This window comes from Stappia sp. P2PMeth1 (assembly GCF_900185735.1).
In the GTDB taxonomy this organism is placed as follows: Bacteria; Pseudomonadota; Alphaproteobacteria; order Rhizobiales; family Stappiaceae; genus Stappia.
Genome location: NZ_FYAW01000017.1, coordinates 300,109 through 312,413 on the forward strand (window position 1 = coordinate 300,109; position 12,305 = coordinate 312,413).

The window sequence follows — 12,305 nt, forward strand, 5'->3', positions numbered from 1 at the left end:
ACAGCCTCCTCCCTCAGAGCCAGTTGATGTCGTCGAAACCCCGGTCGATGTAGCCGCCCAGCGAGTAGCTTTCCCCCTCGTAGCCGAAGAGGGGCCACACGGCCTTCTGGTTGTAGAGCCCGGTGACCAGCCCGCCGCGCACGGTCTGGAAGAAGGGGCTCTCCTCCATCGATCGCAGGAGGTCGACGCGCTCGCGCTCCCAGCCCATGGCGAGATATCCGGCATGCCCCTTGCCCTGGGCCGCCGCGTCGAGCGCGGCAATGCCGGCCTCGATCATCGCCGCGTTGTCGGGGGCGTCATATCCCTTGACGGCGATGGCGTAATACTCGTCCGCCACATGATCGTGCGGATAGATGTCGCGGGCCATGCGGATCAGGGTTGCCATGGTCTGCGGCTTCAGATGGGCGACCTCCATTGCCCATGCCGCGGTGTTGGCGGCAAGAAAGCCCGGTCCGATGACGAATGCGGCGCCAACTGCTGCGCTGCGTGCCAGCAGTTGCCGTCTGGTCATGTGTCTGTGGGTCAGTGTTTCGGTCATTTTCCTCCCTCCCGAAACGGTGTGCCCCGTTCAGCGATAGCGACCGTGGCGCTGCAGCACCTCGATCTGATAGCCGTCCGGATCCTGAACGAAAAAGAAGCGGGCCAGCAGAGCGCCGTCGCGGTTGAACTCCACGATCTTGCGCGGAGCGAGTCCGGCCTGCTCGAAGCGGGTGTGTTCCGCATCGAGATCGTCGACGCAGAAAGCCAGATGTCCGTAGCCGTTGCCGAGGTCGTAGGGTTCCGTGCGTCCCTTGTTGACCGTCAGTTCGACCTCGAAATCCGCGTCGGCATTTCTGAGATAGATGAGGATGAAGTCGTCGAACTCGAGCCGTTCGGCAATGTCGAGCCCGAATGCCGTCTTGTAGAAGCCAACGGAACGCGTTTCATCGAGCACGCGGATCATCGCGTGTATGCATTTCGCCACGAGTGTTCTCCTGGATCAGTCCTGACGGCGGTGCCGGCAGCTTTCTTCAATCGGACAGCCCTGGCCGCAAGACCGCGGCCAGATGGCTGATGCCCAGTTCTTCCGATAGAGAAAGGATGCGTCCGGGATTCACTTCATGGGTAGTAAAGTTTTACTACAGGCGCTTTTTACTCCGCAGCTTCCAGATGCATCTGAGGAACCGTCTGGCGAAGCCGAACGAGACAGGCACAGCGCAGCAGCGAAGTGAAGTTGCGCGTCTCGCCCCGCAGTTCCAGCACCTCGGAATGCAGCTTCGAGATGAAGGCCGGCGTGCTCACGCCTTCGCTCTGCGCGATCTCGTCGATGATCTCCCAGAACGAGCGTTCGAGCCGGATGCTGGTGCTCTGTCCGTTCAGTCGCAGGCGCCGCGTTTCGGGCTCGTAGTCGCCCGGGTCCTGTCCGGCAAAGATGTGGCACATATGCGTTCCTCCCACCTGGCGGCCGGATTCTTTTTGGGGTGATCCGGTCCTCAACGAGCATGGTAGCGCTGTTCGCGGATCGCACAAGTGGACCAGCGACGGAGCTTGTCGGCCGGCTATGCGCCTGAGGGAAGCGGTCTCTCTCCAGCTCAATGGATGGGGCCGTCAGTGGGCAGGTCGAGGTCGTCGCGCTCCGGGCGGGTGATCTCCGGTCCCAGGGCGAAGGCAAACCCGGTGACCCCCATGAGATCTTCCGCCACCTCGCAGCGGAAGGAGAGGTCGTACCAGCGTCCGCGTCCCTGGATCGCCGCTCCCTTTGCCTCCAGCGCCAGGCCCGTCAGCGTCGCTTCCTCGCGTGCCTCGGCGATTGCGTATTCGAACCGCAGGTCCGGATGTTCCCGGCGCAGTTGCTCGACCGCCTCATAGGTGCACAACTGAAAGATCCGCTCTTCCGGGTCGGCCAGGTCCAGTTCGGCGAGCGCCGCGCGGCCGAGCGCGGTGTCGCGCAACCGCGAGGTGTAGAGGGTGCGCGCCTCGGTGAGTTCAGGGACCCGTCGCCGGGGAGGGGCGGGCGTGATGCGGGCGGCATCCTTGGCCGTGGGCGAAGGCGGGGCGTCCGTTGACGCCCGATCGGTTGGCAAGTCTGCTGGCACCTGCTCGTCCTGCGTCCGATGTTGCTGCAATGGCGCAGGTGCTGCGGAAGACACATCGTCTGCGGGCTGCGTCGTCGTCCCCCGGGGGGCGTCCGCAACCTCCCCCAGCCGAGGCTCGGCTCGCGTTTGCAGCGGTACCAGCACCACTTCGACCGCATCGTCATACGATACGCCGTAGGGCTGCGGAGGATCCGAGAGCAGTGCAAGCATTGCGAATGCCGCGACGTGAAAGGCTGCCGACAAGGCAAGGCCGAGCGTCAGGTCCCAACGCTCCGGAGGGGCTGGGGGCTGATCGGCAAAAGCAGGTGTCGAGGCCCCCTCAGTGTCGATGGGACCTGCCCGAACGTCTTCAAGATCGGCCTGGGTCGCGATCTCGCGCGCGCTCATCGCACGACCGGCTTTGCTGCTTGGCGTCTATGGATGATGGGGCTGAGCATGTCACGCATCGGCCCGGATATTCCGGCCACTGCATGACGATCTGAACGCCAAGCAGGGCGAGATGCGAATGGTCGGGCAGGCCGGATTTGAACCGACGACCCCTTCACCCCCAGTGAAGTGCGCTACCAGGCTGCGCTACTGCCCGACTGCCCGCTTCGCGAGCCCGTTCTTCCTATCCGCTTCGCAAGGGGCACGCAAGCGCTTAAGAACCGCAATCAACGCTCGCGAGCGGCCTTCATCCCGGCGGAAGACAGGCGCTTGGCGGCCGAGGTCCGCCACGCATATTCACAGGCGATCAGACCCCAGGCGAGGCCGTAGAGCAGATAGAGATGGCGCCAGCGGTCGGTATCGATGATCGCCGACATCAGCATGTGACCGAACAGCACCACGAACACGCATTGCGCGGCCCACGTCCACGGGCGGCGCTGGTAGACCAGCGGGAACAGCCGGATCGCCGTGAAGGCGACGAGCGAGAGATAGGCGACGCCGCCGAGCCAGCCGTAGGTTGTGAAGGCTTTCAGATAGGTATTGTGCTCGTCTTCGGGGAAGAAATTGCGGAACTGCAGGGGACCGAGCCCGAACGGCCGGTCGAGCACCATCTGGAAGCCGAGCGTATAGCGCGCGAAACGGCCGAGCCGCGCCGTGTCGTAGTCCTGCACCAGCCTGGCACGCTGCAGCAGCATTCCGGAGATGGACTCGACCGACAGCGCGACAGCGATCAGCGCAAGGACGGCGAGAACGCCGGCGGCTCCGAACAGGATCAGCCGCGCGCGTTCCCCGCGCTCCCGCGTCATGCAGAAGAGGATCACGTAAAGGCCGATAGCGGCAAACGCGGCAAGCCCCCAGGCCGCGCGCGAGAAGCTGAGCAGGATACCGAAGCTCAGGACACCGAGCACCGCGATTGCGATTCCCGAGCGGGCAAGCGGGCGGGTCAGCACCGTGTGCAGGGCGATGGTCCAGGGCAGCACCAGGAAGGGACCGAAGACATTGGGGTCCTGGAACGTGCCTTTGGCGCGGCCGTACAGGGTGAAGAGGCTGCCGGGAAGCAGGCCGAAATAGCCGCCGATGCCGAGGAGCGCAACGATGACCGCGCTCGCCGTGTAGGCATTGGCGATGGTTGCCAGACGGGAGGGATCGCTTGCGACCACCGAGGCGAAAAAGACGGAGGTCAACGCCAGGAAGCCGGTGACGGCGATATACATGATCGCAATGCCGAAATTGTCGGACATCAACGTTCCGAGCAGACCGCCGCAGACGAAGAGCACGATCACCAGCAGAAGAGGGCCGAGGGCGGGGGAGAAGCGCGGGCCGGACAGCAGCCAGCCCGACAGCACGACCACCATCGCCAGCTCGTAAGGGGCGGGCTCGCGCAGCACGAATCCGCCAAGGAAGGTCACCAGCCAGAGCGCGAGCGTGCCGATCAGCCGCGTATCGATGCGCAGGCCGCCGCTACGCCGGATCGGAGCGGTGGGAGCTCCGGCAAGTCCGCGATGGGCGGCCGTGCTCAATAGGCGTTCTCCGACTTGAACAGGGCGAAGGGCGTTGCCAGCAGGATGCGGATATCGAACAGGATCGACCAGTTCTCGATATAATAGACGTCATATTCGACGCGCTTCTGGATCTTTTCCGGCGTGTCGACCTCGCCGCGCCAGCCGTTGATCTGGGCCCAGCCGGTCACGCCGGGCTTGACCTTGTGGCGCGCGAAATAGCCGTCGACCACCTCGTCCCACATCTTCTCGTTCGTGTGGGCATTGACCGCATGCGGGCGCGGCCCCACCAGCGACAGATCGCCTTTGAGAACGTTGAAAAGCTGGGGCAATTCGTCCAGCGACGAGCGGCGGATGAAGCGGCCGACGCGGGTCACCCGCGGGTCGTTGCGGGTCACCACCTTCTTCGCGGCCGGGTCCGCCATCTCGTGATACATCGAACGGAATTTGAGGACTTCGATCACCTCGTTGTTGAAGCCATAGCGCTTCTGGCGGAAGAGGGCAGGTCCCTTGCTGTCCAGCTTTACCGCCAATGCGGTGGCGATCATGACCGGCGACAGCAGCACGATCATCAGGCTCGCCACGATGAGGTCGAAGGCGCGCTTGGCGATACTGTCCCAGTCGGCAAGCGGCTTGTGCACCACGTCGACGATCGGCACGGTTCCGATGAAGGAAGACGCGCGGTCGCGGAAGGTCAGCTTGTCGGTATGGGCGGACAGACGGATGTCGACCGGCAGGACCCACAAGGTCTTGAGGAACTCCAGCAAGCGCTTCTCGGCTCTCAGCGGGATCGTGACGATCAGCATGTCGATGCGAGCGATGCGGGCGAACTCGACAAGGTCGCTCACCGTCCCAAGCTTCGGATAGCCGGCGACGATATCCGGCGAACGGTCGCCCTTGCGGTCGTCGAACAGGCCGCAGATGCGGATGTCGTTGTTCGGCTGCCGCTCGATTTCGTGAATGAAGTCTGCGGCAACCTGACCGCCGCCGACGATCACCGCCCGCCGCTCCAGCCGGCCTTCGCGCGTCCATTTGCGCACGAAAATCGTCACCAGCGTTCGCGCCGTCAGCAATGTGGCCAGTCCGAACCCGTACCAGAGGATCAGCAGATCGCCCGGCACGCCCCGCATCACGTTGCCGAATGTCTTGGCCATGAACATGGTCACGAAAACCAGGGTCCAGGCGATGACCATGCGTGCGGCCTGGGCCACCATGTTGCGCATCAGCGGGATCTGGTAGCAGTCCGAGGCCTGGAAGAAGGCGGAGGAGAGCAGCAGCGCCGCAGCGACCGACAACAATGCGGTCGACGAGACCACCGGAATGCCGCCTGAATGCAGGGAGGCAAAGCCGAAGGCCGCCACGATGGCAAGGTCGGCCAGTCGCACGGTGCCGCCCAGCACTGTCGGCGAGACCACGGAGGTCTGCAGGCCGCTGGCGATCTTGATCGCGAGCGGCGACAGTTTGCTGGTGTTCGTCAGCGGGGTGCTGTTCTCGCCCTCCGTCTCCGGCGTGCTTGGCATGACGTTCTGCAGCAGTTGCGCGGTATGATGCGGGGGCATTTCCTTCGCCTCTTTCATTCGCGCCTGCCCGGCGCGCCGGCATCCCGGTTCGCCAGGGCGCTGGCGGCAGCCAGCGTCGGCGCGTCCGGGCTCCGTCCCGCCTTGTCCTGCCGCTTCACCCCGCGCGTCTCCAGATAGAGCGAGGTGATGCGATCGTTCATGAGTTCGACGTTGAAGGTCTCGGACAGGCACTTGCGCTGCCCTTCCGCGCGCCGGCACATGGTATCCGGATCCCGGAAGGCCGCAGCCATGGCGCTGGCCAGTTCTTCCGCATCGCCCGGCGTTACCAGCTTGTCGGCGAAGCGGCCGAAGATCTCCGGAATGCCGCCGACGCGGGTTGCGATCAGCGGCATCTGGGCCGCCACCGTCTCCAGCACGATATACGGCATGGCCTCCGCACGGGAGGGAACGACGACACAGCGTGCGAGACGGAAGGCTTCGCGGGCGGGCATGGCGCCGAGGAAGCGAACGCGGTCGGTAAGGCCGTGCGCCTGGACCATCGCTTCGTAGCGCGAACGATCTTCGCCCTCGCCAACGATATCAGCCCGGGCCTTCATGCCGTGGACGCTCTCCATATGCGCCAGCGCCTGAATGAACAGATCCGGCCCCTTGAGGTCGCGCAGCATGCCGATGAACAGGAAATCGGCGGCGTCGGCCTGCGGCCGCACTTGCGAGAACTCTTCCGGTGCCAGCCCGTTATAGACGACCCGAGCGGCCACCTTGGGCATGGAGACCTTTGATTCGTAGGCAGAGTACTCGTAGTCCGAGACGAAGATGAGTCCGTCGGTGAAGCGCTCCTGCAAGCGCTCGAGCGCGAAATAGATGCGTCCTTCGATCCCGCGCGGATCGTAGTGGAGGCTGCCACCATGCGGGCAGTAGATCCGGGTGACCTTGCGGCCGCGCAGCCGCAGCAAGGTGCCGATCGAACGGGCGAAGACCCCGCCCTTGGCGCCATGGCCATGCAGGACGTCGGGCTTGAGATCGCGCACATGCCGAAACAGCGACAATGCCGCACGCAGGTCGCCGGGGGTTACCTGGCGACGCATCGGAAAGCGCGCGATGCCGAGGGCAAGCTGCGGGGCAAGACGTGCGATGGCCTCGGCTTCGAACGGGCCGCCGGTGGAGGCGTCGCAGATCACTCCGACCTGATGACCGGCCCGCGTCTGGGCCAGCGAAAGGTCGGAGATATGTCGGAAAATCCCGCCGATCGGGGCGCGGACGATGTGAACGATGCGCAAGGGCGCGGCGGTCATCTGGAAACTCCCTGGCTCAACGCGGCTGCCCGTCCGGATTATCTTTCCGGATCATGCAACCTGAACCTTAGCAGACAGGGATGAGTCGCAGGTTAATCCGCCAAAAATGCGAAACCCTCGGGTGGGTTAGAAGAATCGCTCCCGCACATAGATCGTGTCGCCCGGTCGGACCGGGTCGGTGATCGGCACGCGCCCGCTGATCACCTCGCCGTTGATCTGGCGGGTGATGTCGACCGAGGACTGCTGACCGCGGGGCGTGAACCCGCCCGCCGTTGCGATGGCATTCTGCGCCGTCATGCCCGCCACATAAGGGTACTGGCCGGCGGCGGCGACTTCGCCCATGACGAAGACGGGACGGTAGGTGGCAACTTCAACCGAGACGTCTGGATCGCGCAAGTATCCGTTTTTCAAGCGATTCGTGATCTGGGCCTCAAGCTCGCGGACGGTCAGTCCGCGTGCCGCGACACTGCCGATGAGAGGCATCGCGACATAACCGGCCTGATCCACCGTGTAGGTGTTGTTGAGATCCTGCTGACCGAACACGATCACCCGCAACACATCACTGGAGTCAAGCCTGTAGGGCTTGGTGAGGATGTCGTGGAACGCCGTTGGCGGTTGCCGGTATCCGCTGCACGCGGCGACCGTCAGGGCCAGGCAAAGAACGGCGATGAGGCGCGTGAACATTCCGATCTCCTGAAGCGACTGCGCCATTCTTTTCCGCAACGTGGTTAACTTGGGGTGAATCGGGCAAGCGCGATGCTGTGCGCACGGTTCGGGAGGTTAACTCTCCGCTTACCATGAATCGTCATCATCCTCGCAGACACCCTTCCGGAGTAGCGAGCATGAACCAGCCGCACGCACCTGACGCCCGACCGCCCGGCGTCGACGAGCGCGTCGAGATCGACCTTTCGGCGATCCTTGGCGCCTTGCGCCGGTCGCTTCGCTGGCTGCTGCCTCTTGTGGTCGGCGCCGCACTCGTGACTTTCCTGGTTCTGCAAGTCGTGCCCTCCCGCTACCGGGCCGAATCGAAGGTGCTGATCGAGACGTCGAACGTCGTCTATCCTGGGGAAGCGCGCGGCGCAGAGGAGGAGCGGGCGCTTCTCGACAACGAGGGTGTCGCCAGCCAGGTCGAACTTTTGCAGTCGCGCGATCTGTTGCGCCGGGTGGCCAAGCGGCTCGATCTTGCCAGCATTCCCGAGTTCGAAGCAGGCTCCAGCAGCCTGATCCAGGACATGTTCGTCGCGCTCGGCGTGATGCGCGATCCCGGCAGCAATACCCGCGAAGAGCGGGTGCTCAAGGTCTTCTATGACAATCTCGAGGTGTTTCGGGTGGATGGCTCCCGGGTCATCTCCGTCCGCTATGTCTCCAAGAATCCCGAGCTCGCCGCCAGGGTCGCCAATGCGGTGGTCGAGGAGTATCTCGACCTGCAATCATCGGTGAAGCGCGAGACGACGGACATGGCCGCTGCCTCGCTGGAGCCGCAGATCGAGCGGCTGCGCGAGGAGGTTCAGGCGGCGCAGAAGCGGGTCGAGGATTTCCGTTCGCAGAACGATCTCCTGCTCGGCGCCGACAATCAGACGCTGGATCGCCAGCAACTCGGGGAGATTGGAACACAGCTTTCCGACGCCCGCGCGGCCCAGTCGCAGGCCGAGGCGCGGGCGAAGCTGATCCGCGCCCAGCTCAGTGGCGGCGGGTCGCTCGACGGCATGCAGGACGTGCTGAACTCCCAGCTTATCCAGCGTCTGCGCGAGCGTCAGGTGGAACTCCAGGCCCGCATTGCCGAGCTCTCCACCACCTTGCTGCCGAACCATCCGCAGCTCCGGGCGCTGCGGTCCCAGCTTGATGACTTCGATCGGCAGATTCGCCAGGAGGCGGGACGTGTCGCGGCGGGGCTGGAGAACGAGGCGCGTATCCAACAGGAGCGTGTGGCCTCGCTTCAGGCAACGCTCGAGGAATTCAAGACGCGCGCGGCCCGTTCCAACGACGATCAGGTCCGCCTGCGCGATCTGGAGCGTGAGGCTGCGGTCAAGACGACACAGCTCGACCAGTTGATGACCCGTTACCGCGAGGCCGATACGCGCCGCAACGCCAGCGTTATTGGCGCCGACGCGCGCGTCATCTCGCGAGCAACCGTCCCGCTGGAGCCCTTCTCTCCGAAGGTGCCGCAGACGGTGGCGATCGCCGCTTTCGTCACCTTGATGCTGTCGGCGATGTCGGTGATTCTCGGCCAGTTCGTCTCCGGGCGCGCTTTCGTGACCCGTATCGTGGAGACGGAGGAGGCGGACCATCCCGTTGCGGCTGCATCCGCTTCGCAAACGCGCTCCGCGTCAACGGGGCGGGGAGGGGCAGCCTATGGTGCCGGCACGCCGACCTTCTCCTATGACTGGACGCCAAGCGCAGCGGTGGGCGCTTCCCTTGCCGTGAAGTCCCAGTCGACCGCGGAAGAGACGCCGTCCGACATCGCCAGATCCGCCCCGGCGTCTGGTCTCGACGGGCCGCTTGTTGCGCCCAGCCGAGAACGGCCGCGCCGCATCGCCGTGCTCAGCGTCGACAGCGACGAGATCTCGCAAAGTGTCACGTTCCGTCTCGTGCGCGCCGCGGCGGAGGAGGGCGTCATGCCGTTGTTCCTTGAGGTCCGCCCGGATCTCGCCGATCCCCAGGCGGTGCCGGGGTTTGCCGAGCTGCTCGACGGCAGCGCCTCGTTCGCCGGCGTGATCTATCGCGATGCAGCCTCGCGCGCGCATGTCATCGAGGCGGGGCGACGGGCGATTGACGACGATCTCGCTCAGAACGAGCGGTTCGAAATGCTGATGGAAGCGATCGACCACACCTACGATCAGGTGTTCTTCGACCTCGGGCTGATCGACGATTCGCTGATCAGCGCCCAGATCCTGGCGATGGCTGATCAAGTCGTGGTGGCGTCGGGCGGATCTCCTGCCGATCCCGAGATGGAAGACGCAATGCGCATGCTCGAGGACCAGACCGGCGCTCCGGTGATCGTGGAAACCGTTAGCGATGGCGCAGGAAGGTCCGCCAGCGTCGGGCGAGCGGATATGGCAGCGTGAGGCGGTAGCGCGGCACCAGGATTGGCAAAGCAAGAGGCCGGGGCGATGCCCGGCCTTTCTGCAACTCCTGCCGGGTGGTTGCGTCAGCCCTTCAGCCTGCGCATCATCCGTACCGCCTGCCACAGCTTGGGCGAACTGCGGATCCGCCGTTTGAAGGCGCGCATCTGCTTGACGCCGTTCTGTGCGATATAGCCCTTGATCGTCACCGGAATTTCGACGTCCATCAGGACTTCCTTGTCCGCCCAGGCCGTCTTGTACCGTTCTGCGCCGAGGCCGAAGTCGAACGTGTGGGCGCCCAGGCGGCAGGCATCTGCAATCACATGGTTGAGCAGGATATCGCCGGGGCTGCAGGCGGCGACGTCCTCGTCGATGCTGTTGGTATAGGCGTGGTAGCGGCCATATTGCAGGCCGCACAGATAGGTCGCCCGAATCCGCCCGCCAGCTTCCAGGGCATGGATGGTCACGTGCTCGGAGCGATCGCGGATCGCGCTTGTGATCTGATCGGCGAGGAACCCTCTGACATCCGCCGGCTCGAAGACGTTGGGAATGCCGTGCGTGGCTTGACGGGCGCTGCGTTGCGCAACCAGCGTGTCGAGGAAGTGCAGGGCCGTTTCCGTGTCGACCGCCTTGCGCCAGGCCAAGCCTCCCAGTTCCGCGAGCTTCTTTTCCTTGATCCTGAGCTTCTTGCGGGCGCTGGAACTCCGGCGTTCCTTGTAGAGCGTGTCGAAGTCGGCCTTGAGCGGGAAAGCATGAACCGCGTTCAGGCTTTCGATCGCGGTGCGGTCTATCAACGGATGAACCCGCTCGTCCAGGGTGGCGGGAATGTACTTGAGGTCGAACAGGTCGATCCGGTGTTCGCGCCCGATGCGCAGGAGCGCGCGGTGCAGGCTCTTGCCATGGATGCCCGCGAACACGTCGCGGCGCCAAAGGCCACTGTTCTGATTGCCGTGAAAGTCGCCGAGGAACCGGCCGAGACGCAAGGTGCCGCCGAAGATCTTCATCACTCCAAGCGGCAACAGGAAGCCGGGCTCGCCGTCAATCTCGCCGAGGACGATGATCGGCTCGATGCCGCGCGCGCGGCCGACGTGGTCGTACCACGACGCGAGCCAGTCATAACTCGTGAACAGCGTACCGAAGGCGTTTTCTTCGAGATGGCGCCAAGCGCAGGCCGCCTCCGCCGGATCGCGAAGGGCACGCACGGAAAATTCGCCGTTCTCGAGCATGGCATCCAGCCTCATCGCCTGAAGGTCCATCTGATCCCAGTCATTCGACTGGAGCAACCCGACCGGCCTGACCATCGTCTCCCCCAGATTCGCGATGCTCTCGTTGCTGCTGCCCCGATGGCATTCTCATTCGATTGCCAGTTTCACTAGCAAGGAGTTCTAAAGAAACCGTCGATATGCCGCTCCCAGTTGAAAAAGCTGGCGACTGTCACCGGCTTCAGGCGGTTGTCAAAACATGGATCTGCAGCGTCACCTGCTGGCTGGACGCTGTAAGCTGCTGCATTGGAGCGGGAGCGGCCACCTGCTGCCGCCACTGACTGGCGGGCGAGGTGTGATCTTTACTTGCACAGCATGCGACCTTCTGGCGCGCCGCGTCAGTTCCCCCAAATGCCCGTCTCACCGTCACATCGGAGTTTCTGGACCATACGATCCGCCAGATACGTGCTGCCGGTATGGAGATCGTGCCGCTGGAGACCGCCGTGGCACGCATGCAGGAGCCGGACAGCGGGGGCGCGTTTCGCCGCGCTGACCTTCGACGACGGGTATCGCGACAATCTCGTCCACGCCTGACCGGTGCTGAAGCGCCACTCTGCACCCTTCACCATCTTCGTGGCGTCCGGTTTGTCGACCGCAGGTCCGGGATCTGGGGGGACTCGCAGCGGTTGGAACTGGAACTGCGCCGGCTGGCATCTATCCACGGCGTCGACCTGCCGGCCCTGGCCGAGGAACTGATCCTGAGCTGGGACGAGTTGCGCGAGATTCTGCGCGGTCCGCTGTTTTCAGTAGGCGCTCGCACCCACGACCATTATGCGCTGACGCGCGAGCGCCTGCGCGACACGATCAATCCGAATCCCGCCTGCGGCTGATCCGGAAGCCGTGCTCCATCCACCAGATGATGGCGCCGGCAGGGAGCGTCCAGGCAATTCCAGCAATCCCGAAATACAGGAGCTGCACGGCGAGCGAGGCGTGCTGCAACGTCATGTCGCCAATGACCATCGCCACGAAGGCATAGACGATCACGAAAGTGACCAGCACCAGCATGCCGATGAATTTGCGCAGCGGATTTCGCATCTGCTCTCCGGATCGGTGTGGAAGCGGCCTGTCGCCCGCACCCAATCGCAAGGGGTAGGCCAAGCGTCCAAACGATATGTTCTGAGTGCATGTGTCACAGCGACCCCTGCCGTCAAGACCTTGTCTTTCGCCGC

Annotated in this window: 12 protein-coding genes and 1 tRNA gene; 2 read left to right on the forward strand and 11 right to left on the reverse strand. The window is 64.2% G+C overall.

The genetic code is table 11. The features are described from left to right. Positions 1-13 precede the first annotated feature (13 nt). The 9 genes from P2PM1_RS10370 to P2PM1_RS10410 all read right to left on the reverse strand — a co-directional run bounded on the left by P2PM1_RS10370 (position 14) and on the right by P2PM1_RS10410 (position 7,496). Positions 14-538, reverse strand: a complete 525-nt coding sequence (locus P2PM1_RS10370) for a Twin-arginine translocation pathway signal (RefSeq protein WP_186398995.1) — start codon at positions 536-538, stop codon at positions 14-16. 30 nt (positions 539-568) lie between these two features. Further along, a complete protein-coding gene (locus P2PM1_RS10375) occupies positions 569-964 on the reverse strand; it encodes a VOC family protein (protein ID WP_186389548.1) in 396 nt (131 codons plus the stop codon). A 167-nt stretch (positions 965-1,131) separates the two neighbouring features. Next, positions 1,132-1,422: a ribbon-helix-helix domain-containing protein gene (locus P2PM1_RS10380; protein ID WP_186398996.1), complete on the reverse strand. Its 291-nt coding sequence runs from the start codon at positions 1,420-1,422 to the stop codon at positions 1,132-1,134. Positions 1,423-1,571: 149 nt separating this feature from the next. Then, a complete protein-coding gene (locus P2PM1_RS10385) occupies positions 1,572-2,462 on the reverse strand; it encodes a DUF930 domain-containing protein (protein ID WP_186398997.1) in 891 nt (296 codons plus the stop codon). A gap of 119 nt (positions 2,463-2,581) precedes the next feature. Continuing rightward, a tRNA-Pro gene (locus P2PM1_RS10390) sits at positions 2,582-2,658 on the reverse strand. Positions 2,659-2,728: 70 nt separating this feature from the next. Further along, a complete protein-coding gene (locus P2PM1_RS10395) occupies positions 2,729-4,021 on the reverse strand; it encodes an O-antigen ligase (protein WP_186398998.1) in 1,293 nt (430 codons plus the stop codon). Then, on the reverse strand, positions 4,018-5,559 hold the full coding sequence (locus tag P2PM1_RS10400) for an undecaprenyl-phosphate glucose phosphotransferase (RefSeq protein ID WP_244301463.1): 1,542 nt from the start codon (positions 5,557-5,559) through the stop codon (positions 4,018-4,020). The genes P2PM1_RS10395 and P2PM1_RS10400 overlap by 4 nt, the downstream gene beginning before the upstream one ends. Before the next feature lie 14 nt (positions 5,560-5,573). After that, a complete protein-coding gene (locus P2PM1_RS10405; RefSeq protein WP_186398999.1) occupies positions 5,574-6,812 on the reverse strand; it encodes a glycosyltransferase in 1,239 nt (412 codons plus the stop codon). A gap of 126 nt (positions 6,813-6,938) precedes the next feature. Continuing rightward, positions 6,939-7,496, reverse strand: a complete 558-nt coding sequence (locus tag P2PM1_RS10410) for a polysaccharide biosynthesis/export family protein (RefSeq protein WP_186389543.1) — start codon at positions 7,494-7,496, stop codon at positions 6,939-6,941. A gap of 158 nt (positions 7,497-7,654) precedes the next feature. Between P2PM1_RS10410 and P2PM1_RS10415 the strand changes: the two genes are divergently transcribed. Then, positions 7,655-9,877, forward strand: a complete 2,223-nt coding sequence (locus P2PM1_RS10415) for an exopolysaccharide transport family protein (protein ID WP_186399000.1) — start codon at positions 7,655-7,657, stop codon at positions 9,875-9,877. Between the two features lie 83 nt (positions 9,878-9,960). Here P2PM1_RS10415 and P2PM1_RS10420 read toward each other — a convergent pair whose 3' ends face one another. Continuing rightward, entirely contained in the window at positions 9,961-11,175 is a 1,215-nt protein-coding gene (locus P2PM1_RS10420) for a GNAT family N-acetyltransferase (RefSeq protein WP_186389542.1), read from the reverse strand. A gap of 587 nt (positions 11,176-11,762) precedes the next feature. Between P2PM1_RS10420 and P2PM1_RS10425 the strand changes: the two genes are divergently transcribed. Further along, positions 11,763-11,966 (forward strand): hypothetical protein, encoded by a 204-nt coding sequence (locus P2PM1_RS10425; RefSeq protein WP_186399001.1) that lies wholly within the window; start codon positions 11,763-11,765, stop codon positions 11,964-11,966. Here the strand turns inward: P2PM1_RS10425 and P2PM1_RS10430 are convergent. Beyond that, entirely contained in the window at positions 11,941-12,171 is a 231-nt protein-coding gene (locus P2PM1_RS10430) for a DUF2842 domain-containing protein (protein WP_186399002.1), read from the reverse strand. The genes P2PM1_RS10425 and P2PM1_RS10430 overlap by 26 nt on opposite strands. Between the last annotated feature and the right edge of the window lie 134 nt (positions 12,172-12,305).

Coding starts and splice junctions, on each gene's coding strand:
- P2PM1_RS10415 (WP_186399000.1), top strand. CDS start 7,655: ATGAACCAGCCGCACGCACCTGACGCCCGACCGCCCGGCGTCGACGAG.
- P2PM1_RS10410 (WP_186389543.1), bottom strand. CDS start 7,496: ATGTTCACGCGCCTCATCGCCGTTCTTTGCCTGGCCCTGACGGTCGCC.
- P2PM1_RS10370 (WP_186398995.1), bottom strand. CDS start 538: ATGACCGAAACACTGACCCACAGACACATGACCAGACGGCAACTGCTG.
- P2PM1_RS10380 (WP_186398996.1), bottom strand. CDS start 1,422: ATGTGCCACATCTTTGCCGGACAGGACCCGGGCGACTACGAGCCCGAA.
- P2PM1_RS10430 (WP_186399002.1), bottom strand. CDS start 12,171: ATGCGAAATCCGCTGCGCAAATTCATCGGCATGCTGGTGCTGGTCACT.
- P2PM1_RS10420 (WP_186389542.1), bottom strand. CDS start 11,175: ATGGTCAGGCCGGTCGGGTTGCTCCAGTCGAATGACTGGGATCAGATG.
- P2PM1_RS10405 (WP_186398999.1), bottom strand. CDS start 6,812: ATGACCGCCGCGCCCTTGCGCATCGTTCACATCGTCCGCGCCCCGATC.
- P2PM1_RS10385 (WP_186398997.1), bottom strand. CDS start 2,462: ATGAGCGCGCGCGAGATCGCGACCCAGGCCGATCTTGAAGACGTTCGG.
- P2PM1_RS10400 (WP_244301463.1), bottom strand. CDS start 5,559: ATGCCCCCGCATCATACCGCGCAACTGCTGCAGAACGTCATGCCAAGC.